The organism is Paraburkholderia sp. CNPSo 3281 (genome assembly GCF_024206515.1).
Classification (GTDB): Bacteria; Pseudomonadota; Gammaproteobacteria; order Burkholderiales; family Burkholderiaceae; genus Paraburkholderia; species Paraburkholderia nodosa.
Genome location: NZ_JAMBPS010000006.1, coordinates 119,042 through 141,185 on the forward strand (window position 1 = coordinate 119,042; position 22,144 = coordinate 141,185).

Annotated in this window: 23 protein-coding genes; 9 read left to right on the forward strand and 14 right to left on the reverse strand. The window is 65.4% G+C overall.

The genetic code is table 11. The annotated features are described in order from the left end of the window. Positions 1 to 25: 25 nt before the first annotated feature. Together M3I56_RS09425 and hpnA are read right to left on the reverse strand one after the other, a co-directional pair. Complete coding sequence (locus tag M3I56_RS09425) at positions 26 to 655, reverse strand: hypothetical protein (RefSeq protein WP_254353574.1); 630 nt, start codon at positions 653 to 655, stop codon at positions 26 to 28. A gap of 109 nt (positions 656 to 764) precedes the next feature. Next, entirely contained in the window at positions 765 to 1,787 is a 1,023-nt protein-coding gene (gene hpnA, locus M3I56_RS09430; RefSeq protein WP_254353575.1) for a hopanoid-associated sugar epimerase, read from the reverse strand. Positions 1,788 to 1,914: 127 nt separating this feature from the next. Here hpnA and M3I56_RS09435 point away from each other — a divergent pair, with 127 nt between their 5' ends. Beyond that, positions 1,915 to 2,211 carry an acylphosphatase gene (locus tag M3I56_RS09435; protein ID WP_254353576.1) on the forward strand — a complete coding sequence of 99 codons (297 nt, stop codon included), beginning with the start codon at positions 1,915 to 1,917 and terminating at the stop codon, positions 2,209 to 2,211. Between the two features lie 66 nt (positions 2,212 to 2,277). On the opposite strand, the gene egtD is transcribed toward M3I56_RS09435, so the two are convergent. Then, positions 2,278 to 3,282 (reverse strand): L-histidine N(alpha)-methyltransferase, encoded by a 1,005-nt coding sequence (egtD, locus tag M3I56_RS09440; RefSeq protein WP_302056743.1) that lies wholly within the window; start codon positions 3,280 to 3,282, stop codon positions 2,278 to 2,280. A 465-nt stretch (positions 3,283 to 3,747) separates the two neighbouring features. On the opposite strand from egtD, the gene rarD reads away from it, so the two are divergent. Beyond that, positions 3,748 to 4,641, forward strand: coding sequence for an EamA family transporter RarD (gene rarD, locus M3I56_RS09445; protein ID WP_254353577.1), 894 nt, complete (start codon positions 3,748 to 3,750; stop codon positions 4,639 to 4,641). A gap of 18 nt (positions 4,642 to 4,659) precedes the next feature. On the opposite strand, the gene M3I56_RS09450 is transcribed toward rarD, so the two are convergent. Next, positions 4,660 to 5,199 (reverse strand): DUF962 domain-containing protein, encoded by a 540-nt coding sequence (locus tag M3I56_RS09450; protein ID WP_254353578.1) that lies wholly within the window; start codon positions 5,197 to 5,199, stop codon positions 4,660 to 4,662. Between the two features lie 115 nt (positions 5,200 to 5,314). On the opposite strand from M3I56_RS09450, the gene M3I56_RS09455 reads away from it, so the two are divergent. The 3 genes from M3I56_RS09455 to M3I56_RS09465 all read left to right on the forward strand — a co-directional run bounded on the left by M3I56_RS09455 (position 5,315) and on the right by M3I56_RS09465 (position 8,184). Further along, complete coding sequence (locus M3I56_RS09455; RefSeq protein ID WP_254353579.1) at positions 5,315 to 6,043, forward strand: Crp/Fnr family transcriptional regulator; 729 nt, start codon at positions 5,315 to 5,317, stop codon at positions 6,041 to 6,043. Between the two features lie 177 nt (positions 6,044 to 6,220). Continuing rightward, positions 6,221 to 6,901, forward strand: a complete 681-nt coding sequence (locus M3I56_RS09460) for an HAD family hydrolase (RefSeq protein ID WP_254353580.1) — start codon at positions 6,221 to 6,223, stop codon at positions 6,899 to 6,901. Positions 6,902 to 6,942: 41 nt separating this feature from the next. After that, entirely contained in the window at positions 6,943 to 8,184 is a 1,242-nt protein-coding gene (locus tag M3I56_RS09465; protein ID WP_254353581.1) for a dienelactone hydrolase family protein, read from the forward strand. 24 nt (positions 8,185 to 8,208) lie between these two features. Here the strand turns inward: M3I56_RS09465 and M3I56_RS09470 are convergent, their stop codons facing one another. The 3 genes from M3I56_RS09470 to M3I56_RS09480 form a co-directional block, all read right to left on the reverse strand. Beyond that, positions 8,209 to 8,469, reverse strand: coding sequence for a hypothetical protein (locus M3I56_RS09470; protein ID WP_028202769.1), 261 nt, complete (start codon positions 8,467 to 8,469; stop codon positions 8,209 to 8,211). 34 nt (positions 8,470 to 8,503) lie between these two features. Continuing rightward, positions 8,504 to 9,292 carry a DNA/RNA non-specific endonuclease gene (locus M3I56_RS09475; RefSeq protein WP_254353582.1) on the reverse strand — a complete coding sequence of 263 codons (789 nt, stop codon included), beginning with the start codon at positions 9,290 to 9,292 and terminating at the stop codon, positions 8,504 to 8,506. 243 nt (positions 9,293 to 9,535) lie between these two features. After that, the gene (locus M3I56_RS09480; protein ID WP_028202768.1) at positions 9,536 to 9,895 is read right to left on the reverse strand and encodes a DUF3564 domain-containing protein; all 360 of its coding nucleotides are present in this window, start codon (positions 9,893 to 9,895) and stop codon (positions 9,536 to 9,538) included. A 307-nt stretch (positions 9,896 to 10,202) separates the two neighbouring features. Here M3I56_RS09480 and M3I56_RS09485 point away from each other — a divergent pair, with 307 nt between their 5' ends. The 3 genes from M3I56_RS09485 to M3I56_RS09495 all read left to right on the forward strand — a co-directional run bounded on the left by M3I56_RS09485 (position 10,203) and on the right by M3I56_RS09495 (position 12,744). Further along, entirely contained in the window at positions 10,203 to 10,625 is a 423-nt protein-coding gene (locus tag M3I56_RS09485; RefSeq protein ID WP_028202767.1) for a rubrerythrin family protein, read from the forward strand. Between the two features lie 145 nt (positions 10,626 to 10,770). Next, positions 10,771 to 12,123 (forward strand): heterodisulfide reductase-related iron-sulfur binding cluster, encoded by a 1,353-nt coding sequence (locus M3I56_RS09490; protein ID WP_254353583.1) that lies wholly within the window; start codon positions 10,771 to 10,773, stop codon positions 12,121 to 12,123. Between the two features lie 39 nt (positions 12,124 to 12,162). Next, positions 12,163 to 12,744 carry a DUF3501 family protein gene (locus M3I56_RS09495; protein WP_254353584.1) on the forward strand — a complete coding sequence of 194 codons (582 nt, stop codon included), beginning with the start codon at positions 12,163 to 12,165 and terminating at the stop codon, positions 12,742 to 12,744. Between the two features lie 18 nt (positions 12,745 to 12,762). Here the strand turns inward: M3I56_RS09495 and M3I56_RS09500 are convergent, their stop codons facing one another. Further along, positions 12,763 to 13,227 carry a GNAT family N-acetyltransferase gene (locus tag M3I56_RS09500; protein WP_254353585.1) on the reverse strand — a complete coding sequence of 155 codons (465 nt, stop codon included), beginning with the start codon at positions 13,225 to 13,227 and terminating at the stop codon, positions 12,763 to 12,765. Between the two features lie 102 nt (positions 13,228 to 13,329). Between M3I56_RS09500 and M3I56_RS09505 the strand changes: the two genes are divergently transcribed. Next, positions 13,330 to 14,862, forward strand: a complete 1,533-nt coding sequence (locus M3I56_RS09505) for a PLP-dependent aminotransferase family protein (RefSeq protein WP_254353586.1) — start codon at positions 13,330 to 13,332, stop codon at positions 14,860 to 14,862. Here the strand turns inward: M3I56_RS09505 and M3I56_RS09510 are convergent. From M3I56_RS09510 to M3I56_RS09535, 6 genes are all read right to left on the reverse strand, one after another. Next, the gene (locus M3I56_RS09510; protein ID WP_254353587.1) at positions 14,810 to 15,784 is read right to left on the reverse strand and encodes an aldo/keto reductase; all 975 of its coding nucleotides are present in this window, start codon (positions 15,782 to 15,784) and stop codon (positions 14,810 to 14,812) included. The genes M3I56_RS09505 and M3I56_RS09510 overlap by 53 nt on opposite strands. Positions 15,785 to 15,899: 115 nt before the next feature. Beyond that, positions 15,900 to 17,204, reverse strand: coding sequence for an FAD-binding oxidoreductase (locus tag M3I56_RS09515; RefSeq protein ID WP_254353588.1), 1,305 nt, complete (start codon positions 17,202 to 17,204; stop codon positions 15,900 to 15,902). Continuing rightward, positions 17,204 to 18,496 carry an FAD-binding oxidoreductase gene (locus M3I56_RS09520; RefSeq protein ID WP_254353589.1) on the reverse strand — a complete coding sequence of 431 codons (1,293 nt, stop codon included), beginning with the start codon at positions 18,494 to 18,496 and terminating at the stop codon, positions 17,204 to 17,206. The genes M3I56_RS09515 and M3I56_RS09520 overlap by 1 nt, the downstream gene beginning before the upstream one ends. 61 nt (positions 18,497 to 18,557) lie before the next feature. After that, positions 18,558 to 20,138 carry a DUF3138 family protein gene (locus M3I56_RS09525; RefSeq protein WP_254333132.1) on the reverse strand — a complete coding sequence of 527 codons (1,581 nt, stop codon included), beginning with the start codon at positions 20,136 to 20,138 and terminating at the stop codon, positions 18,558 to 18,560. Between the two features lie 115 nt (positions 20,139 to 20,253). Next, positions 20,254 to 21,165, reverse strand: coding sequence for an ABC transporter permease subunit (locus M3I56_RS09530; protein ID WP_254353590.1), 912 nt, complete (start codon positions 21,163 to 21,165; stop codon positions 20,254 to 20,256). After that, the gene (locus tag M3I56_RS09535; RefSeq protein ID WP_254353591.1) at positions 21,162 to 22,133 is read right to left on the reverse strand and encodes an ABC transporter permease subunit; all 972 of its coding nucleotides are present in this window, start codon (positions 22,131 to 22,133) and stop codon (positions 21,162 to 21,164) included. Before M3I56_RS09535 ends, M3I56_RS09530 begins: the two co-directional genes overlap by 4 nt. Positions 22,134 to 22,144 lie beyond the last annotated feature (11 nt).

Consider the following 22,144-nt stretch of genomic DNA (forward strand, 5'->3'; position numbering starts at 1 on the left):
TATTTTGATGGTGTCCGCGCGCGCGTTAGCGCTGCGTGAGCAGCATGTACATCTGCACGACGATGTCGGGCGAGAACGTGAACGGCACCCAGCCGTGGCCCGTGTGCCGCAGCACCAGCAGGCGGTCGCCGTTGGATTGTTTCTGCACGGCCATCATCGGATTCTTCGTCGATGCGAAACGCCAGCCTTGCGGAATGCCGGGCGGCGGTTCGGGCTGCATCGAAGCGCGTGCGTTCGACAGTTCCTCGATCATCTGGCCGACTTGCAGCGCGTTGAGCGTCACCGTCTGGCCGCCGATCGTCAGCGTGATCTCGTTTTGCGACGGGCGCGCCACGTGCAATTCGGGCTGCGCAGACGCAGCGTTGGCCGCCTCGGCAGCGGGTTCGATGGCTTCGGCAGTGTCGGTCACGGTTGCATTGGCGGCTTCAACGGGTTCTGCGGCCGCGGCATCGGCAGCCTCCGCGGCCGTATCGACGGCGACGGTGTGCGGCTGCTCAGCGACGGCTTGCTCCGCTTCGCTGCTTGCAATGGGAGTGTCCTGCTGGGGAACTGCGGCGGCGCGTTCATCGGCGCGCGGTGCGTGCGCGGCGGCGGCGGCCTGAAGGAGCTGATCGACGCCCGCTTCGAGCACGCCAATCTGGTCTTGAAGATTCATGCGAGCTTCTCAGGTAAGACCCGCGATTCTACCCGCAGCTTGCGCGCATTGCCCTTCAGGCGTTGTACGCATGTCGCAAGAAAAGTTGTAACAGTTTCCTCGGCTTCCCTCATTTGGCGTTCAGATAGCCGGCCTCGCGGAACCACGCGAGCGCGTCTTTCAGGCCCTCGCGATACGGCCGCGCGCGATAACCCAGTTCGCGTTCCGCCTTCGCCGACGTGAAATACATCTTGTTTTTCGACATCTTCAGCGCATCGACGGTCACGAACGGCTCGCGCTTCGTGAAGCGCGCCACGGCTTCCGCGCCCATCGCGAGCGGGTAGAGCGGCCAGCGCGGCAACGCGATCGTGGGCGGCTTGCGGCCCACCATGCCGGCGATGTCGGTGAGCATCTGCTGCAGCGGCAGATTCTCGCCACCGAGGATGTAGCGCTCGCCAATGCGTCCGCGTTCCAGCGCGAGGAAGTGGCCGTTTGCCACGTCGTCCACGTGCGCGAGGTTCAGGCCGGTGTCGACGAACGCGGGAATCTTGCCCGTCGCCGCTTCGACGATGATGCGGCCCGTGGGCGTGGGCTTCACGTCGCGCGGTCCGATCGGCGTGGACGGATTGACGATCACGGCGGGCAGGCCGTCGCGCTCGATCATCCGTTCCACGGCGCGCTCGGAAAGGACCTTGCTGCGCTTGTACACGCCAATGGCCTGCTCGGGGGTGAGCGGCGAGGTTTCGTCGGCGGAGTTGCCCGAACTCGTGACCTTGAGCGTGGCAACGCTGCTCGTGTAGACGATGCGCTCCACGCCCGCGTCGAGCGCCGCGCGCATGGTGGCCTCGGCGCCTTCGAGGTTGGCGCGCTCGATCTCGTGCGGATCGGGCGCCCACAGGCGGTAGTCGGCGGCCACGTGGAAGAGGTAGCGCACGCCGTCGAGCGCACGGCGCATGGAGGCGGCGTCGCGCATGTCGCCGGTGACGATTTCGGCGTCGAGCGCTTCGAGGTTCTTGCGCGGGCTCGTCGCGCGCACCAGCACGCGCACGGCATAGCCCTTTTCCTGCGCGATGCGGGCGACGGCCGAGCCGACGAAGCCGGACGCGCCGGTGATCAGCACGAGATCGCGGTTGGCTCGGGAGGTGTCGGTCATTGCTGGGTCGTTTCCATGTTCGGTGTTGGCGCGGCGGCGTGGCACGGATTGTACGTGCCGCGGGGCGGCGCGTGCGCGCGTTGGCGTCTACAATGCCGACCGTAAAGCCTGCATGGAGAAACGAACAATGAGCGAACCGGATCTGGATACGCGCCTCGAAACGTATTACGTGCGCGTGCGCGGGACGGTGCAGGGCGTGGGTTTTCGTCACGCGACGGTGCGCCAGGCGCACGCGTTGCGCATTCGCGGCTACGTCGCGAACATGGAGGATGGCTCAGTCGAAGCCGTGATCCAGGGCACGGCGAACCAGGTGGACCGCATGCTTTCGTGGTTGCGCCACGGGCCACCGGCCGCGCATGTCAGTTCGGTGGAAAGCGAGGAACGCCTGAGCGAAAAACGTTACGAACGCTTCGAGCAGCATTGAACATCGCCCGATAAAAAAGCGGTGCGCCAGGCATCTGGCGCACCGCTTTTTCGTTTCGGACGCCGCTTACTTCACGGCCAGCAGGCTCTCCGCGAATCCCCATTCCTTTTCGACCCACTGACGCGTGCATTCGAAGCCCGCATCGGCGGCGATCGCCGGAATTTCATCGGCGTGATACTTGTGGCTGCTCTCGGTCCAGATGGTCTCGCCTGCGCCGATCTCGACGCTGAGATTCGCCGAGTGCACCTCGGCGTGCACGTCGCGCTTCGCACGCAGATGCATCTCGATGCTGCGCACGTCCGGATTGAAGCGCGCGACGTGCTCGAAGTCGTGCAGGTCGAAGTCGGCGTCCAGCTCGCGGTTGATGCGCGACAGCAGGTTCAGGTTGAACGCGGCCGTGGCGCCGATGGCGTCGTCGTAGGCGGCGATCAGCGTGTCCACGGGCTTGACGAGGTCGGTGCCGAGCAGCAGCGTGTCGCCGGGGCGCAGCATCGCGCGGATGTCACGCAGGAAGCGCGTAGCCGCGAGGCGCGCGAAGTTGCCGATCGTGCTGCCGAGAAAGAGCACGAGCAGTTGCTCGCCCTCTTTGCGCTGGCGGCTCACTTCGGACAGTCCGGCGAGATAGTCGCGCTCGTAGCCGACGATCGAAATGCGCTCGATGTCGGCCAGCTCGCGCCGGCACAGCTGCAGCGCGGTGCGCGAAATCTCGATCGGGCAGTACGACGTCGGGCGCTTGCGGCAAAGCGCTTCGAGAATGCGGCGCGTCTTGCGGCCGCTGCCGCTGCCGAGTTCGGCGACTTTCACGTCGGAGGGCAGCGCCTCGACGATCTCGGACGCGTAGCGCGTGAGCAAGCGCTCTTCGCTGCGCGTGACGCCGTATTCGGGCAGCACGGTGATGACCTCGAAGAGGGCCGAGCCGACTTCGTCATACAGATACTTCGACGGCAATTCCTTTTGCGGCGAGCGCATCAAACCGGCGCGCACTTCGGCAGCAAATGCGCTGGCGGCGGGGGAAAGGGCAAATGCGCTGGCGGGGTCGGCAACGGCGTGGCGGGGCGCAGAAGATGGCATGCGGGCTCCAGGGGGCGTTGGACGTTGGGGACGGCGTCGTGAATCGCGGCGGCGGGCGTTGGCGTGGCGCTCCGGGATAAGCCGGGCGCGACTCCAGCGGCGCTGGTGAAATCTCGCTCGTCGAAGCGAATTCCAGCCACGAATTCCAGCCAGTTAAGGCGACGGCGGGCTGGCATGGCGAGACTTACGTTCTAGTCCATCGTGGCCTGATCTGCCGGACAAAATTGCTCGGCCTGCACCAGATCCCGGAGCGCGCACGGCGTGTGCCCGCCTTGTCCGGCGTGGGTTTGCGGCGCCTGCCGCCGCCCAAACGCGACTAGAATGCGGTCTCGCCGACGGCAACGCCCGCCCACGCCTTATTCAATAGCCGATTCAAATGACAACGTTTTTACCCGCGCGTGCGAAAACTACGCACCGCACCGCTCGCGATTCCGCCGTTAGCGCTTTCCGTCCCCGCGTGTCCCGATGAACCAGTACGAACCCGGGCGCGGCATTGCGCTTTCCGCGGGCGCTTCGGCGTTGTTCGCGCTGATGTCGGCCTATACGCTCCTGCTCGCGCCGCTCGGCGGCCTCGATATTTTCGCGTGGCGCGTGATCTGGACCGCGCCCGGTGCGCTGGCCCTGCTGGTGCTGCGCAAGCGCGCCCCGCAGTTGCGCGCGCTCGTCGCGCGCATGGTGAAGGAGCCGCGCACCGCGCTCGCCCTGGTGGCGAGTGCCGCGTTGCTGGGCTCGCAGCTGTGGGTGTTTCTGTGGGCGCCGCTGCACGGGCGCATGCTGGAGGTGTCGCTCGGCTATTTTCTGCTACCGCTCATCATGGTGCTGGTGGGGCGCTTTTACTATCACGAGCGCCTCGAACCGCTGCAATGGCTCGCCGTGGCGTGCGCCGCTGTGGGCGTGGCGCACGAGTTGTGGGCGACGCACGCGTTCTCGTGGCCCACGCTGCTCGTCGCGTTCGGCTATCCGCCGTATTTCGTGCTGCGCCGCAAGATTCACGCGGATTCGCTCGTCACCTTCGCCGTGGAAATGCTGCTGCTCGTGCCGGTGGCGGTGATCGAAGTGCGCGCGGGTGGCTCGCTCGCGCTGCTCGATGCGCACAAGTTCCTCGCCTTCGTGCTGCTGCCCGGGCTCGGCGTGCTCAGCACCGTCGCGCTCGCCTCGTACCTGAAGGCGAGCCGGCTGCTGCCGATGGCGCTCTTCGGCATCCTTGGCTATGTCGAGCCGGTGCTGCTCGTGATCGTTTCGGTCACGCTGCTGGGAGAGCACCTCGGCATGCGCCAGCTCGCGACTTACGTGCCGATCTGGCTCGCCGTCGCGCTCACGGCGGTGCACGCGGCGCGGCTCATACGGTTCGAGCGCTGAGGACGGTTCAACGGCCGATTACTGCCGCGCTTCCCGGGCGCGCGGCGGATTGATGCGCGTCGGCCCCACCGTCGCCTCGATCGCCGCGCGCAGTTCCGGGCGCCAGCCGATGCCGAACAGCGCTTCGGCGAGTACGAAGAGCGGGCCGATCATGAGGCCGATGAGATCGTCGACGAAGGCCGGCTTGCGATGCTCCCACGCGATATGCCCGACGAACTGGAAGATCCAGCCGACCACAAACAGCGCCACGCCGCCGCCCAGCCACGCGGCGGTGCCTTGCTGCGCGAGCCAGGCGCCGAAGGCCACGCACGCGACGCAGACGAGCGCCATCATGAGGCCGAGCGGCACGTCCAGCACCAGGTAGTAGAGCGTCGCGGCGCCGAACAGGAGCCACGCGGGCGAGACGGGAACCGGTGGCCCGAGCGCGATCACCGGGCGCGAAAGCAGCACCGCAAGCGCGAGCACGATGAGCGGAATGCCGATGAAATGGGTGCCGATGTTGCGCGCGTCGCGGTGATAGGCCGCGTACTGGGTGAGTTGCTCGGTCAGGTTTCTCATGGGTGTCTCTCTGTCTCCAAAATCATTATGATCGTCGGGCTGACGAGCGCAAACCTTCGGCTAGCCGACAATTGCGCCGCTTTGTGACTCGCCTGGCCCCGCTCACCCTGCCCCGATGACCTCACGTTCCATCCCGCCTGTCACCGCCAGTCCGCCGTCCGCCGCCGCGCTCGAGCGCAGCGCGTGGTTTCGCGGCGCGCCCGAACCGTTGCGCGACGCGCTGCGCGCGGCGGGGCGCGTGCGCACGCTGCAGGCGGGCGAGCGCCTCTTCATGCGCGGCGACGCTGACGACGGTCTCTACTGCGTGCTGGAAGGCGCGGTGCGCGTGGGGGCGGCGAGCGTCGCGGGCCGCGAGGCGCTGCTCGCCGTGGTCGGGCCGGCGCACTGGTTCGGCGAGATCGCGCTCTTCGACGGCGGCGCGCGCACGCACGACGCCTACGCCGAGCGCGACTCCACGCTCTTTCACATGCCGCGCGCGGCGCTCGTGGCGCTGCTCGACGCAACGCCGGCATACTGGCACGCGTTTGGCCTGCTGCTCGCGCAAAAGCTGCGTCTCGCGTTCGACGCGATCGAGGAAACCGCGCTGCTGGGCGCTTCCGCGCGCGTGGCGCGCCGGTTGCTGCTGCTCTCGAACGAGTACGGCGAGGCGGCCGGGACGCAAGGCATGCCGTGCGCGCGCCGCGTGATCAACGTGCCGCAGGAGGATCTCGCGCTGATGCTCGCGCTCTCGCGGCAAACGGTGAACCAGATCCTGCGCCAGTTCGAGCGCGAGGGGTGGCTCGCGTTGCGCTACGGCGAAATCGAGATCGTCGATGTCGCGGGTCTGGCGTCAAACGCGCAATGACGCTCAGGCTTCGGCATCCATGCACGTCCATATCGATACATGTTGACGAATTACGTCAACATCGCGCAGCGCGCCTGGGCCGCGTTGCAGCCGGATCGCGTTTGCGCCGACAATGACGCCCGTTCGGCGCGCCCAGCCGCGTCGCCTTTCCCTTCCACGTCAGGCTCATATCGCTTCATGAACGACCGCGTCGTCGCCGCATTCGATTTTGATGGCACCATCACCACGTCCGACAGCTTTCGCGCGTTCATGCTCGACGCCGCCGGCCCCGCCCGCTTCACCGCCGCCGCGCTGCGCTGCCTGCCTTCGCTCATCGGCGTCCCGCTCGGCTGGTCGCCGCGCGGGCCGACCAAGGCGCGCTTCCTGTACGCCGCGCTGGGACGCGTGCGGCGCGAGGTGCTCGAAGCCGCCGCGCAGCGCTTCGTCGAGCGCCGTCTCCCCGCACTGCTGCGCCCCGACATGCTCGCGCGCGTGGCCGAACACCAGGCGCTCGGACATGAGGTCGTGCTGGTGAGCGCGTCGCCGTCGATCTATCTGCGCATGTGGGCAAAGACAGTCGGCATCGGCACTGTGCTCTCGAGCGAGCTCGAATGGCGCGATGGCGTGTACACGGGCCATCTGGCGGGCAACAACTGCTGGGGGCCGGAGAAGGTTGCGCGGCTGCGCGCGTGGTGGGGGGAGAACGCGCCCGCCACGCTCTACGCTTATGGCGACAGCCGCGGCGACAAGGAAATGACCGAGCTGGCGCAGTACGCATGGATACGCGGCGAGTCGGCGCTGCCGCCGCTCGCGATGGCGGGCGGCTTCGGCGCGGCGCGAATGGTTCGACGCGCTGCCGCGGCGCGAGATCGACGCTAACCTACGGCAACTAACTGCACCCAAGAGAGGAGACAGCCCCAATGAACGGACAATGGACTCAGGTGAAGTCGCACGACGGCGGCGAATTCCGCGCCTACACGGCGCTGCCGCCCGAGGGCAGCGGCCCCGGCCTCGTGTTGCTGCAGGAGATCTTCGGCGTGAACGGGTACATGCGCGCGCTCGCCGACCGCTACGCCGAGGAAGGCTACGTGGTGATGGTGCCGGACCTGTTCTGGCGTCTGGAGCCGAACGTCGATCTCGGCTACGAAGGCGCTGACGCGCAGAAGGCGTTCTCGCTCTATGAGCGCTTCGACGTCGATCTCGCGATGCAGGACGTGGCGCAAACGCTTGCCGCGCTGCGCGCGCATGCGCAGCACCGCGGCAAGGCCGGCGTGGTGGGTTTCTGCCTGGGCGGCAAGCTCGCGTACCTGAGCGCGACACGCACCGACGTCGATTGCGCGATCGGTTATTACGCCGTGGGCCTCGAAAACCATCTGGACGAAGCCTCGCGCATCACGTGTCCGCTCATGCTGCACTTCGGCGCCGACGACGCCCACTGCGACGCCGCCACGCGCGAGCGCATCACGCAGGCGCTGGCGGGCAAGCCTGGCGCCGAGCTGTATACGTATCCGGGTTGTGACCACGCGTTCGCTTCGTCTTCGCGCAAGACGTACGACAAGCCCGCCACAATGATGGCCTACTCGCGCACGCTCGCCATGCTGCGCCGGGTGCTCGGCCCGATCTACGACTTCAACGCGCTGTGGGAAGAGCACTGCTATCACGAATTCGTCGCGCGCAACCCGAGCGACGTGATGCCGACCATGGTCGCGCAGCCCTACGTCAACCACATTCCCACGATGACGGGCGGCGTGGGCCACGACGAGCTCAAGCGCTTCTACACGCACCACTTCGTGCATTCGAACCCGGAGGACACGCGCCTGATCCCGATCTCGCGCACGATCGGCTCGGACCGCGTGGTGGACGAGTTCATCTTCTGCTGCACGCACGACCGCGAGATCGACTGGCTGCTGCCGGGCCTCGCGCCCACGGGAAAATACTTCGAAGTGCCGATGCTCGCCGTGATCTGCTTTCGCGGCAACAAGCTCTATAACGAGCACATCTACTGGGACCAGGCTTCGGTGCTCGCGCAGATCGGCGCGCTCGATCCCACCGGCCTGCCGATCGCGGGTGCGCAGAGCGCGAAGAAGCTGCTCGACGAAACTTTGCCCTCGAACACGCTCATGGCGCGCGCCTGGAGCGAGAGTGAAGGCAAGCCGTTCTAACGCGCACGTTTCGCGCGCGCCGGATCAGTTGAACGGATTGTCGACGACGCCGGGCTTCTGGTCCGGCTCGTCGGCGACCTTCGCGGGCAGGTGCGGGTCGGCCTGCAGTTTCTTCACGACGTCATCGAGCGCCGCCTTCAGCGCCAGCGCGGCGGCGAGCCCGCGCTTGTCGCGCGTGAGTTCCAGCGTGCCGGCGAGCGTCACGCGCGTCGTGCCGTTCGTGAGCGTGAGCGCGTCGCCTTGTACGTTGAGCACGTCGTTGTCGTTTGCGTATGCGTCGAACACCGTTTGATTCTCCTTCTGCGTGATTGTGGCGCGCCTACCAGCCCCATTTGCTTACGGCAAAGCCGCGGCCATTGAACGAGACTTTTTCCTTTGCCGCGACATTCGCGGGAATGCCCGGGAACGCAATGCCGCTCTGCGCTTCGAGATCGCGTACCGAGCGCACGTCGTAGCGATCGACAGCCGTATTGTCCGCGACGATCGCGAACGCGAGCTGCTGCGAAGGCACGTACACGACCTTGAAGATCTGCGTCGGCACGAGCACGCGCGTTGCGCCGATCGTCTGGAGCTGTGCGCCCGTAAAGAGCGGGCCGGTCACGACATACGCTTCGCCATACTTCGACGCGAGCTTGCGCACGGCGGTTTCGATATGGGCCCAAAGGCGCTGGTTGTTGTCGCGATTCTGCGGAACCATGTTGGCGAGTGAAAACGATTCCGCCATGGCCTGTGCGTTCCAGCGGTTGCCCGCAGGGCTCATGTGGCCGCGGTCGAAGCCGCTGCGCTTGTAGTCGGCGAGCGTCGCGCCTTCGCCTTCGGGCAGGCGGTCGTCTTCGAAGAAGCGGTTCGTGCGCGTCATGTCCTTCGCGGCTTCGAGGTGATCGCGCGTGAGATGCTCGGCGGACCACAGCGGCCCGTGCGTGACGCCCGAATGCAGCACGACAAAATCCGAATAGCAGAGCATGCGCGTTTTCGGCGCCATGCGCTGATTCGTGAGCCTCGGGAACTGGCCGTCGGGCACGAATTGCGAACAGGCCGGTGCGGCGATTGCATGGCTCGCGGCGGCGAGCAGCAGGGAGGCAACAAGCGAGGCAAACAGCTTCTTCATCGAAAGGACAGGCTGGACTGGGGTGGGATCAAGCGGGCTGAAAGTATAGCGGGCACATGGCGGCGCGTGGAGGCGGGAGAAAAACGCGCGGCGCAAAAAACGCGCGCCCGCTCAAGGGCGGGCGCAAGCGAGAGGTGACGCACAAACAGATGCAATGAGCGCGGCAGCGTTGCGTTGCTGCGCGAGGAGCGAGGCGGCAAATGATGCCGCCTGCATTCAATCGGTCAAATCATCAACAACGACTCAGCCTGCAAAAAGCGAATGCTCGGCGCGGACCATCTGGCGGTCCACGGCCTGGAGGCGCCATTGGCCTTCCATTGGCGAGTGCGAGGTTTCGCACGACCATGTCGCGTCGCCGTGTGCGGAACTGATTTCCTGGCGGCGGTTCACGTGCAGGCCGCGTAGCGTGCACAGCGGCTCGTTTTCGAGCGGTGCGCAGAGCGATGTGACACCATTCGTGTCGCGCAATTCACCCCATTCTGGCAGGTCGATCCCTTCGTGAGACTCGCGGGACCAGCGTTGCTGGTCGGTGTCGAGCCAGAGCACTGCATAGTCGTGATTGACGGTCGGATCGGAACCGTTGATCAGGATCGTAAGTCGCATGGCATCTCCGCAAAATTGATCGGGCGCGTCGGCAATTTCCAAGTCTAGGACGACTCCGCGCGCGCGCAAAGTGAAGAGTGCAGGACAGATGGTCGCACGCATGGCGCGTGCCTGGAGCGTCCCTCTTTGCGCTCGTTTCTGCCCGCGTAAACCCGGCTACGCTATCACCGGGATTGAAATTCACAATTGGGAACGCAAACGCCACAACCTAGATTGATAGTGCGGCGAACTCGCCCACGCATGCTGCATTGCACGAAGGCGAATGGCGTCGCGTCCCCACATTTCAGGTCGAACGATGGAGGCACAGATGGCACAGCTAAAGGGCTCGAAGACGGAACAGAACCTCAAGGATGCATTTGCCGGCGAATCACAGGCCAACCGCCGTTATCTGTATTTCGCAGCCAAGGCCGACGTAGAAGGACAAAACGATGTCGCGGCGCTGTTTCGCTCGACCGCTGAAGGCGAAACCGGCCACGCGCACGGCCACCTCGAATATCTGGAAGCGGTAGGCGACCCGGCAACCGGGCTGCCGTTCGGCACCTCGCGTCAGAATCTGCAGGCGGCCATTGCGGGCGAAACGCACGAATACACCGACATGTACCCCGGCATGGCCAAGGTCGCGCGCGACGAAGGCTTCGACGAAATCGCGAACTGGTTCGAGACGCTCGCCAAGGCGGAGCGCAGCCACGCCAACCGCTATACGAAGGCGCTGGACGTACTGGCGGACTGAGGCGGGCCGGGCGTCGCTGCGTGCCTGACGGCACGCACCCACGACGCGCGCGCTTTTTGTTTCGCGTGCCGGGCAAGCACCGGCGCGCGTTCGCGCGCGCCCACCTAGCCGCGTATTTGGCTGATAAATAAAAGCAGGAGACGTCATGCCCCACAAGGAAGGCAGTCTCGAAGCGCCGACCCGCCATCCGCTCGACTGGCGCTCCGACGCTTTTTACGACCAGGCCCAGCTCGATACGGAACTCGCGCGCGTGTTCGATATCTGTGCGGGCTGCCGGCGCTGCGTGTCGCTATGCGGCGCGTTCCCCACGCTGTTCGATCTCGTCGATGAAACCGATAGCGGCGAAGCGCACGACGTCGACAAGGCGTCGTTCGACAAGGTCGTCGACCAATGCTATCTGTGCGATCTCTGCTATATGACGAAGTGCCCCTACGTGCCGCCGCACCCGTGGAATGTGGATTTTCCACATCTGATGCTGCGCGCCAAGGCCGTTCACTATCGCAAGGGCGAAGTGAAGCTGCGCGACCGCGTGCTCTCGAATACTGACGCGCTCGGCCAGATCGCGGGCATTCCCGTCGTCACACAAACAGTCAACGCCATCAATCACACGAAGGCGATGCGCGGCGCGATGGAAGACATGCTGGGCGTCGATCGCAAGGCGTGGCTGCCGGACTTCGCCACGCACAAGTTTCGTAACGCTGCAAAACGCGCGGCCTCGAGCGAGGTGCGCGACGGCGAACGCACGCCGGGCAAGGTCGCCATTTATGCGACCTGCTACGTGAATTTCAACGAGCCCGGCATCGGCCACGATCTGCTCGCTGTGCTCGACCACAATGAGATTCCCTACGAGCTGGTGAAGAGCGAATGGTGCTGCGGCATGCCGCTGCTGGAGCAGGGCAATCTGGAGGGCGTGGCGCACAAGCAGTCGCAGAACATGCCGATGCTCGCGCGTTACGCGCGCGAAGGTTATGCGCTGATCGGCGCGGTGCCGAGCTGCGTGCTCATGTACAAGCACGAGCTGCCGCTGATGTTCCCCGACGACGCCAACACGAAAGCCGTGAGCGACGCGTTCTGGGACCCGTTCGAGTATCTCGTGGCGCGTCATCGCGACGGCCTGCTGAAGACCGATTTCCGCGAGCCGCTTGGCAACGTGTCGTATCACGTGCCGTGTCATGCGCGCGTGCAGAACATCGGCCGCAAGACTTTCGACCTGCTTTCGCTCGTGCCCGAAACGAAAGTCACCGTGGTCGAGCGCTGTTCGGGCCACGCGGGCACGTTCGGCGTGAAGAAGGAGTTCCACGCCATGTCGATGAAGATCGGCACGCCCGTGTTCAAGCAGATGGCGCAGGCCGAGCCAGGCCAGGCCGGGCCGAACTTCATCTCGTCCGATTGCCAGCTCGCGGGGCATCACATTGCGCAGGGCATCGAAGAGAACCAGCTAGGCGAGCCGCCGCTCGCTCATCCCATTACCTTGCTGCGCCGCGCCTATGGCATTTAGGCCCCGACGCCACCACGCAACATTCACGAGGCACGACTCATGACGATCGCGAGAAATTCGCTGTTGACGCTGGAAGCCTACGCCAGGGTGCGGGGCGATATGCGCAAACGCATCATCGAGCACAAGAAGCAGCGCGTGGTATCGCTCGGCAATCACCTCACGTTCCTGTTCGAGGACGAGACCACGATTCGCTACCAGATCCAGGAGATGCTGCACATCGAAAAGATCTTCGACGAAGACGGCATTCAGGGCGAACTCGCGGCCTATCTGCCGCTCGTGCCCGACGGCGGCAACCTGAAGGCGACCATGCAGCTCGAATACGAGAGTGAAGTCGAGCGGCGCGCGGCGCTGTCGCGGCTGATCGGCATCGAGGACAAGGTGTTCGTTCAGGTGGATGGCGAGGCGCCCGTCTACGCGATCGCCGATGAGGACCTCGAACGCGAGAACGCCGAAAAGACCTCGGCGGTGCATTTCGTCCGGTTCGAACTCACGCCGCAGATGAAAACGCGCCTGCGCGAAGGCGCCACGCTCACGATAGGCTGCGATCATCCGAATTACCGCGTGTCGACGCAGACCATCGACGGCGAGGTGCGCGCCTCGTTGCTCAAGGATCTCGCCTGAGTCGCTTCACATGCCTTGTCAAACGTCCTTGCGGTACATGACGAAACCAGGCTTCACGGCCACGTCGTCGTAAAGCCGCATCGCCGTGTGATTCGTCTCATGCGTGTGCCAGTACACGCGCGACGAATTCGACGCCTTCGCGTGCGCATAGACGGCTTCGATCAGCGCGCGGCCCACGCCCTGGCCGCGCGCGTCTTCTACGGTGAAGAGATCCTGCAAATAGCAGATCGGCCCTTCCAGAATCGTGTTGCGGTGATAGATGAAGTGCACGAGGCCGAGCACGCGTTCGCCGCGCACAGCGATGAGCGCGTGCATGGGCTCGTAGCCGTCGAAGAAGCGCGACCAGGTCGTGCGCGTGATGTGTTCCGGCAGCGCGGTTGCGTCGAAGCGGCCGTAAAAGCGGTTGTAGCCGTCCCAAAGCGGCAGCCATGCAGCGAAATCGTCGGGTGCGACGGCGCGAACTTGCAGCGTCGTGTCGGTCATGCGTTGTCTCCTTGTCGGCAGGCTTGCCCGGACTCCCAAGCGTAAGCGACTTGTGGCACCATTGTTAGTCCCACCGAAACCAAAAGCAATGGAGCCAGAGGTTTGGACTACGCGTTGATGATGACGGCCTATGCGAAGCGCGCCGTGCGCAAGCTCACGCAGCAGGACCTGCTGTACGAGAGCCTGCGCCGCGCGATTCTCGACGGCGACATTGGCCGCGGCACGCGCCTCGCGTCGAGCCGCGCGCTCGCGGAGCAGCTCGGGATCGCGCGCAATTCGGTGCTCTATGCGTATGAGCGGCTCGTGGAAGAGGGCTTCGTCAGCGCTACGCGCCATGGTTCGGTCGTCAACGCGGTCAGCGCCGGCGCAGCGGCAACGCCTGCCCACACGGCGCAGCGCGAAGATCCCTTGCCTGCGCTTGCGCGCCGCGTGCGCGAATTGCCGCCGCGCCGCGCGGGCCGCGACGGTTCGAAAGCGCTGCGCCCAGGCGTACCCGCACTGGACGCGTTCCCCTACGCGCAATGGCGCACGGCGGTCGAGCGCGCATTGCGCGAGTTGCGCGCGCACGATCTCGGCTATGGCGACAGCGCGGGCATGCCGGCGCTGCGTCAGGCGATTGCGCAATACGTGCGCGTGTCGCGCGGCGTGCGCTGCCAGCCCGGCCAGGTGTTCGTCACGGACGGTACACAGTCGAGTCTCGACCTGTGCGCGCGTCTCTTCGCGGATGAGGGCGAGCGCGCGTGGATCGAAAATCCAGGCTACCTCGGCGCGCGCGTGGCGTTCACGGCCGCCGGGCTGGAACTCGTGCCGATGAGCGTGGATGCGGCGGGCATGGCGGCGCGCCCCGAGGACTGGCGCGAGCGGCCGCCGCGACTCGTTTATCTCACGCCGTCGCACCAGTATCCGCTGGGCTGCGTGCTGAGCCTCGAGCGACGGCTCGCGCTGATCGAGCAGGCGCGTGCGTGCGGCGCGTGGATCGTCGAGGACGACTACGACAGCGAACTGCGCCACGACGGACCGCCGCTGCCGTCGATCCAGGGCCTCGCCGACGACGCACCCGTGATCTATCTCGGCACCTTCAGCAAGACGCTGTTTCCCGCGCTGCGCATCGGCTTCATGATCGTGCCGCAGCGTGTGGCGGCGCCGTTCGCGCAGGCGCATCACACGCTCGTACGCCAGGGGCGCGTGGCGGAACAACTGGCGCTGGCGGAATTCATCGAAAGCGGGCGCTACGCGCGCCATTTGCGGCGCATGCGCAAGCTCTATGAAGAGCGCCGCGACGGCCTGGTCGCCGCAATCGACAAACACCTGGCCGGCATGATGACGGTGTCGGCGGACGCGGGCGGCATGCATTTGAGCGTACGCCTCGATGCGCCGCTCTCCGATGCCGATGTGAGCGAAGCCGCGCGCCCACACGGCCTGCATCTCTCGCCGTTGAGCGCGTATTGCGTCAATGCACCGGACGCCACGCGCTACAACGGCTTCCTGCTCGGCTATGCGGAAACGCCGCCGCAAGTTGCCGACACGCTCATGCAGACGCTCGCGCGCATCATGCGTGAACGTCTGCCGGCGGCTTCATCGCTTACTGATGGCCCGCAATCACATGCGGAAGATAGGGCGCTTCGAGCGTCTTGATCTCTTCGTCGGAGAGCTTGAGCGAGAGCGCGGCGACAGCGTCTTCGAGATGCTGCGGTTTCGACGCGCCGATGATCGGCGACGTGATGGGGGGCTTGCGCAGCAGCCACGCGAGCGCGACCTGCGCCCGCGAGACGTTGTGCGCCCGCGCGATGGTGGCGACCGCATCGATGATGGCTTTGTCCGCATCGGCGCCATAGAGCGTCTTGCCGAACTTGTCGGAGGCCTCGCGCTCGCTCGATTCGTTCCAGTCGCGCGTGAGGCGGCCGCGCGCGAGCGGGCTCCACGGCATCACGGCAATGCCCTGGTCGGCGCACAGCGGCAGCATTTCGCGCTCTTCCTCGCGATACAGCAGGTTCACGTGGTCCTGCATGCTGATGAACTCGGTCCAGCCGTTCAGGCGCGAGGTGTAGAGCGCCTTGCTGAACTGCCACGCATGCATGGACGAAGCGCCGATATAGCGCGCCTTGCCGGCCTTCACGACATCGTGCAGCGCTTCGAGCGTTTCTTCGATGGGCGTGTTGTAGTCCCAGCGATGGATCTGATAGAGATCGACGTAATCGGTGCCAAGGCGCTTGAGGCTATGGTCGATTTCCGTGAGGATGGCCTTGCGCGACAGACCCTGGCCGTTCGGGCCGGGCCGCATGCGGTTGTAGACCTTCGTGGCGAGCACGACGTCGTCGCGCTTGACGAAGTCGCGCAGCGCGCGCCCGACAATCTCCTCAGAGGTGCCGTCCGAATAGGTGTTCGCGGTGTCGAAGAAGTTGATGCCGGCGTCGAGCGCCTGGCGGATGAGCGGGCGGCTGGCGTCCTCGCCGAGCGTCCACGGGTGCGTGCCGCGCTCGGGCGCGCCGTAGGTCATGCAACCGAGGCAAAGACGCGAAACCTGCAACCCTGTCGAGCCGAACCTGACGTAATCCATTGCTGTTGCTCCTGGCGAAAAGGCGATTCAAGCAGAGGAAGTGCGTGCGCCGCGCGAGGGCGGCGGACTTTCGCAAGCGTATAACAGGCTCGGAGTTCGTGCAGGGCGTGCCGCGTCAGAACATCTCCATCACGCGGTGATAGAGCATGCCGATTTCCAGCGCGGGCCGCCGCCACGCGGGGCCGCCGGGGAAGCGCGCGTGCCGGAGCCGCGCGAACAGATCGAACGAGGTGCGCTCGCCGACGATGGCCTGCGCAACGAGATGCCCCGCCATGCCCGTGAGCGCGACACCGTGCCCCGAAAAGCCTTGCACATAGTAATAATTCGGGTCGATCGCGCCGAAGTCGGGCGCGCGGTTGCGCGTGACATCGACAAAGCCGCCCCATGCGTATTCCACGCGGGCACCGGCGAGCTGCGGGAAGGTATCGCTCATGCGCGTTTGCATGGCCGCTGCAAGGCGCTCGGGCGCGGCGCCTGTCGAATCGGCGCGGCCGCCGAACAGCATGCGGTTGTCCGCCGAGACGCGGAAGTAGTCGAGAAAGAAGTTGTTGTCGCACACGGCGGAACGTTGCGCGATCAACGAGTCGGCCAGCTCGCGGCCTAGCGGCTCCGTTGCGATGATGTACGAGGCGATGGGCGCGATGCGCGCGGCCACGCCGCCGGGCAGCACACCGCCCGGGGCGGCGTTGCAGCACGACACCACGAAGCGGCAGCGGACTTCGCCGTGTGTGGTCTTGACGACGGGCCGCGCGCCGCGTACGACTTCGAGCGCACGCGTATGCGCGAAGAGTTGCGCGCCTTCGCGGCGCGCGGCGGCGGCGAGGCCAAGACAGTACTTGAGCGGATGCAGATGCCCCGAGACCGGATCGTAGACGCCCGCGATATAACGCTGCGACGCCACGCGTGCGCGCGTGGCGTCGGTGTCGAGCCATTCGAGGCGATCGTAGCCCCAGCGCATGCGTGCGGCGTCCATCCATGCGCGTAGATCGGGTACGCGCTTCGTTTTCGTTGCGACGGTCAGATAGCCCGGCGTGAAGTCGCAATCGATGCCATAACGAGCAATGCGCTCGCGCACGAATTTCACGCCCTCGATGGAGAGCGCCCACGCCGCGCGTATGCCTTGCGCGCCGAGCTGCTTTTCGAGCACTTCGTCTTTCGCGAAGCCCACGAGCGTCTGCCCGCCGTTGCGGCCCGAGGCGCCCCAGCCGGGACGATGGGCGTCGAGCACCACGACCGAAAGGCCGCGTGCGCGGCACTCGAGCGCGACCGAGAGCCCGGCGAAGCCCGCGCCGATCACGCAAACGTCGGCGTCGAGCGTGCCTTCGAGAACGGGGTCGTCGTCGGCGGGGCGCGTGGCGGTGGCTTCGTAGTACGAGTGGCGGGCGAGGGCGTCCGCCTGGGCGTCGAGGTCCAGTGTCATCAAAGCAGGTCCTTCATGCGATACCACGCCATCGCGAGCACGAGGGCAGGGGTTCGCAGTGTAGCGCCGCCGGGGAAATCGCGGTGACGGATCTTGCCGAACAGGTCGAAGCGCGCGGCCTGGCCGTGGATCGCTTCGGCGATCAGCGTGCCCGCGAGCCCTGTGACGTTCACGCCGTGGCCCGAGAACCCCTGCGCGAAATACACCGTTGGCGAGAGGCGCCCGAAGTGCGGCGCGCGATTCATCGTGATGTCCACGTAGCCGCCCCACGCGTAATCCACCTTCACATCAGCGAGTTGCGGAAACGTTTTCAGCATGTCGCGGCGCATGGCTTCGCCTAGATTGGGCGGCGCGAAGGTGGAATAGCTCACCTTGCCGCCCCAGAGCAGGCGCGTGTCCGCGGCGGGACGGAAGTAGTCGAGCACGAAGCGGCTATCGCATACGGCAGCCTGAGCGGGCATCAGCGCGTTCATGCGTTCGGCGCCGAGCTTTTCGGTGGCGATCACATAGGTGCCCACGGGCATGATCTTGCGCGCCAGCGCGGGCGCGAGATGGCCCAGATACGTATTGCATGCGAGCACGACGAATTTCGCGCGCACGTTGCCACGCGCGGTTTCGATCACATGTGCGCCGTTTTCTTCGCGCAGGCGCGTGACGGGGCTGTTTTCGTACACGCGCACGCCGGCTTCGACCGCCGCGCGCGCCAGCCCGAGCGTGTAGTTCAGCGGATGCAGATGCCCGCTATCGGGATCGTAGAGGCCGCCGGGATAGCGCGACGACGCCACGTAGCGCCCCACCCCGTCGCCGTCCACGTACTGCAAGCGGTCGTAGCCGAAGCGCTGCGCCGCCTCGTCGCGCCAGCGCTTGAGCGCATCCACGTCGCGGGCCTTGTTCGCGGCGGTGAAATAGCCTGCCGTGAGCGCGCAGTCGATGTTGTGCTGCTTGACGCGCCGCTTAACGATGTCGAGCGTTTCCAGACCCATGTCCCAGATCTGCCGGACCTCGGCTTCGGGCATGAACTGCGCGAACGTGTCGATATCGCAGGCAAAACCGCCAATCAACTGCCCGCCGTTTCGCCCGCTTGCGGCCCACCCCATTCGCGAGGCTTCCACGAGCGCGACGCGGTGGCCGCGTTCCGCGAGGTTGAGCGCGGCCGAAACACCTGTGAGGCCCGCGCCGACCACGCAGACGTCGGCATCGAGCGCACCTTCGAGCGCGGGGTGCGTGGTGGTGTCGTTGGCGGTGGCCGCGTACCAGGACGGGGCATGAGGCTGATTGGCGAATTTGAGCATAGGGAAAGCAAATCAGGAAGCAGCGGGCGACAGCACGAGGCCGGCGCCCGCCGCGACTTCATCAGAACGAGTAGATGAACTGGGCGCCCAGCAAGTCGTTGCTCTTGCCGTACGAACCATCGCTGTTCAGGAACACGCGCTGCGTGGCCCAGTCGTGGCGATATTCCACCTTCACCTGGATCTGCTGCGTCGGGTAGAACAGCAGGTCGAGCGCGACGTCCTGGCGTGTCGCGCCCTTGCACTCGAAGCCGAAGCCGCCGCCGGCCTTCGAGTTTGCCAGGCAGTCAGCACCAATGCCGAAGCCGTTGTACGGGTCCATGCCGTTCGAGTTGAGCACGATGCCACCGCCGCCGCCGCCGTTCTTGCCGTTCGCGAGCAGGTCGTAGCGCGCCGTCACGCCCATGCGGCCCACCACCGGCGCGTTGAACTTGCGGTGCGCGAGCAGCGAGAAGCCGTACCACTGCGCGTTGCCGCCGTTGAACGCCGCGCGCTGCTGCTGGCCGTAATCGACTTCGGCGCTGTACTGGATGTCCGCGAGCGTGTAGGTCGCGTCCATTTCGCCGAAGAAGAAGTAGCCGCCCGAACTCGACGCCTGGCCGCCCACGCCGTACACGGCCTGGCCCGTCGTCGAATCGAATGCGCTCGGCAGCGTCTGGCGGCCGATGTTGAACGAGCCGCCGATGTCGAGTGCGCTGGACCACGTGTAGTCGGCACGCGCCGTGAACGTCGGGATCCTGTTGCTGGTGGTGATCGGGTCTCCGAGCGCGTTCTGGCCCGTCTGCACGACCGCGCCATTGGTGCGGTACTGCTCGTTGCCGATCATGAACTTGAACGCCCACTGGCTGCCGTCCGGCGTGTAATTCCAGCCAATGCCCACATAGCTGCCCGGATCCGAGAAGTCGTAGAGCAGGTTGTGCGTGAGCGTGAGCATCTGGTTCGACTGCTGCACCTCGTAGCCGCCGAAGCTCGGCATGAGACCGGCGACGAACGTGCCCGTGGAAGTCACCGGCACGGTCACGACGGCGGTGTTCAGGATATTGTTGCCAATCTCGCCGTGCTCGTTCTGCAGCAGCGTGATGCCGTTGCCGCGGTTGGGCATGAGCGTGATTTCGGCAGACGGCGCCATCGGGCCCACGCCGAAGGTCTTCTTGATGTCGAGATAGACGTCGCCGAACGTGCTGTTGAAGTAGTTATACGCACCGGTGTGGTTTGCGAACAGGAACGACGAGGTGCCCGGCGCGCGGTTGTAGATGTACGTCGGGTCGATATAGCCGGTGATCGAAAGGCCCGCGAGCGGACCGGTATTGGCGGCGTCGCTGAGCGAATCGACCTTGAGTTGCTGGCTCGCGATCTGCTGCTTCATCGCATCGACCTGGTCGTTGGTCAGGTTTGCCTGCGCCTTGCCGTAATCGGGCGAGCTGATGTCGATCGGTGCTGCTGCGGCTACGGGTGCCACCGGTGCTGCGGCTACCACCTTGCCGGTGCTCTTCGACTGTGCCAGCTCGGTCTTCAGGGACTTGACCTCTTTTTGCAGGGCGTTGAGCTGCTCCTGCAGGGCCTTGATCTGTTCGCTGGTCGAGTCGGCAAAAGCGAGCCCTGGCAACGCCCCGGCCACCAGCAGACAGATTAACTTCTTCTTCATTGGAATTCTCCTTGTTGGTCGTTATTACAGATACTTCGGCGTGTGGTTGGGGCGCGGCGGGCGGCGCGGCGCCGCCACCCGCACGGGTCGCATATGGGTTCTTATGGATTCCTCATCACGCCGCGCGCCGACCGATCGGCGCACCCACCGCGCCGGCAGGGGCGGTGGGCGTGATGGCTTCCGAGGCATCGGGCTGGACGAAGGCGAGCTGCATGTCGCGCATGCGCTTCTTCTCGCGCGCCGACATGAGCTGGTTCACGGCGATCACGCCAATCGTCACGGCGCTGATGAAGAGCGTGGCGAGCGCGTTCATCTCCGGGTTCAGACCGAGGCGCACGCGCGAGAACACGACGAGCGGCAGCGTGGTCGAGCCCGGTCCGGAAAGGAACGCGGAAAGCACAAGGTCGTCGATCGAAAGCGTGAACGAGAGGAGCCAGCCCGAGAGCAGCGCCTGCGAGATGAGCGGCAGCGTGATGACGAAGAACACCTTGAGCGGCGTGGCGCCGAGATCGAGCGCGGCTTCCTCGAGTGATTTGTTCATTTCCTTCACACGCGACTGCACGATGATCGCGACATACGACACGCACAGCATCACGTGGCCGATCCAGATCGTCACGATGCCGCGACCCTTGGGCCAGCCGAGCATCTGTTCGAGCGCGACGAAGAGCAACAGCAGCGAAATGCCCTGAATGACTTCGGGAATCACGAGCGGCGCGTTGATCATGCCGGTGTAGAGCGTGAAGCCGCGAAACCGCCCCATGCGCGCGAGCACGAAGCCGGCCCACGTGCCGATCACAACCGAGGCGAATGCGGTCATGAGGCCGATCTTCAGCGAGAGCCATGCGGCGCTCAGCAACTCTTCGTCCTGCAACAGCGCCGCATACCACTTGAGCGAGAAGCCGGACCACACCGTGACCAGCTTCGATTCGTTGAACGAGTAGACGACGAGACTGATGATCGGGATATAGAGGAACAGGAACCCGAGTGTGAGAACGCCGGTGGAGAGCGTACGGTTGGGTTTGATCATTTGCCTTCCTCCAGTTCCTTGACCTGGTAGTACTGAAAGATCGCCATCGGCACGAGGAGCAGCAGCACCATCGCCACCGTGACGGCGGAGGCCATTGGCCAGTCCATGTTGTTGAAGAACTCGTCCCACATCACGCGGCCGATCATGAGCGTGTCGGCGCCGCCGAGCAGTTCGGGAATCACGTACTCGCCCACCGCGGGAATGAACACGAGCAGGCTGCCCGCGATGATTCCGTTCTTCGAAAGCGGCAAGGTGATCTGCGTGAACGCCACCCAGGGCTTGGCGCCCAGGTCGTAGGCGGCTTCGAGCAGCGTGAGGTCCATCTTCACGAGGTGCGCGTAGAGCGGCATCACCATGAAGGGCAGGTACGAATAGACCATGCCGATATAGACGCCCGCGTCGCTGTGATAGAGCCGCAGCGGCGAATGGATCAGGCCGATGCCAATGAGCGCGTGATTGAGCAGGCCGTCGTCCTTCAGAATGCCGATCCACGCGTACACGCGGATCAGGAACGACGTCCAGAACGGCAGCATCACGCCCATCATGAGCAGGTTGCGCGTGGCCGGGTTCGAGCGCGCGATGTAATAGGCGATCGGGTAGCCGATCAGCAGGCAAAAGATGGTGGAGACCGCCGCCATCTTCAGCGAGCTGATATAGGTGGCGATATAGAGGCTGTCCTGCAGCAGGAACGCGTAGTGCCCGAGCTGCAGCGCGAAGTGCACCATGCCGTCCTTCATCTCGACCAGGTTCGAGTAGGGCGGAATGCCCATGACCTGGTCGGCGAAGCTGATCTTCAGCACGAGCACGAAGGGCAGCGCGAAGAACAGCGTGAGCCAGATGAACGGCACGCCGATCACGGCGGTGCGGCCCGAGGGCACGAAGCGCGAGAAGAAGCGCGCGAGCGCGCCACTGCGCGCGTCTGCGGCTGCGCGGCCTGATCGAGGCGTGGTGGGAAGAGTGGTACTCATGATTGAGGCCT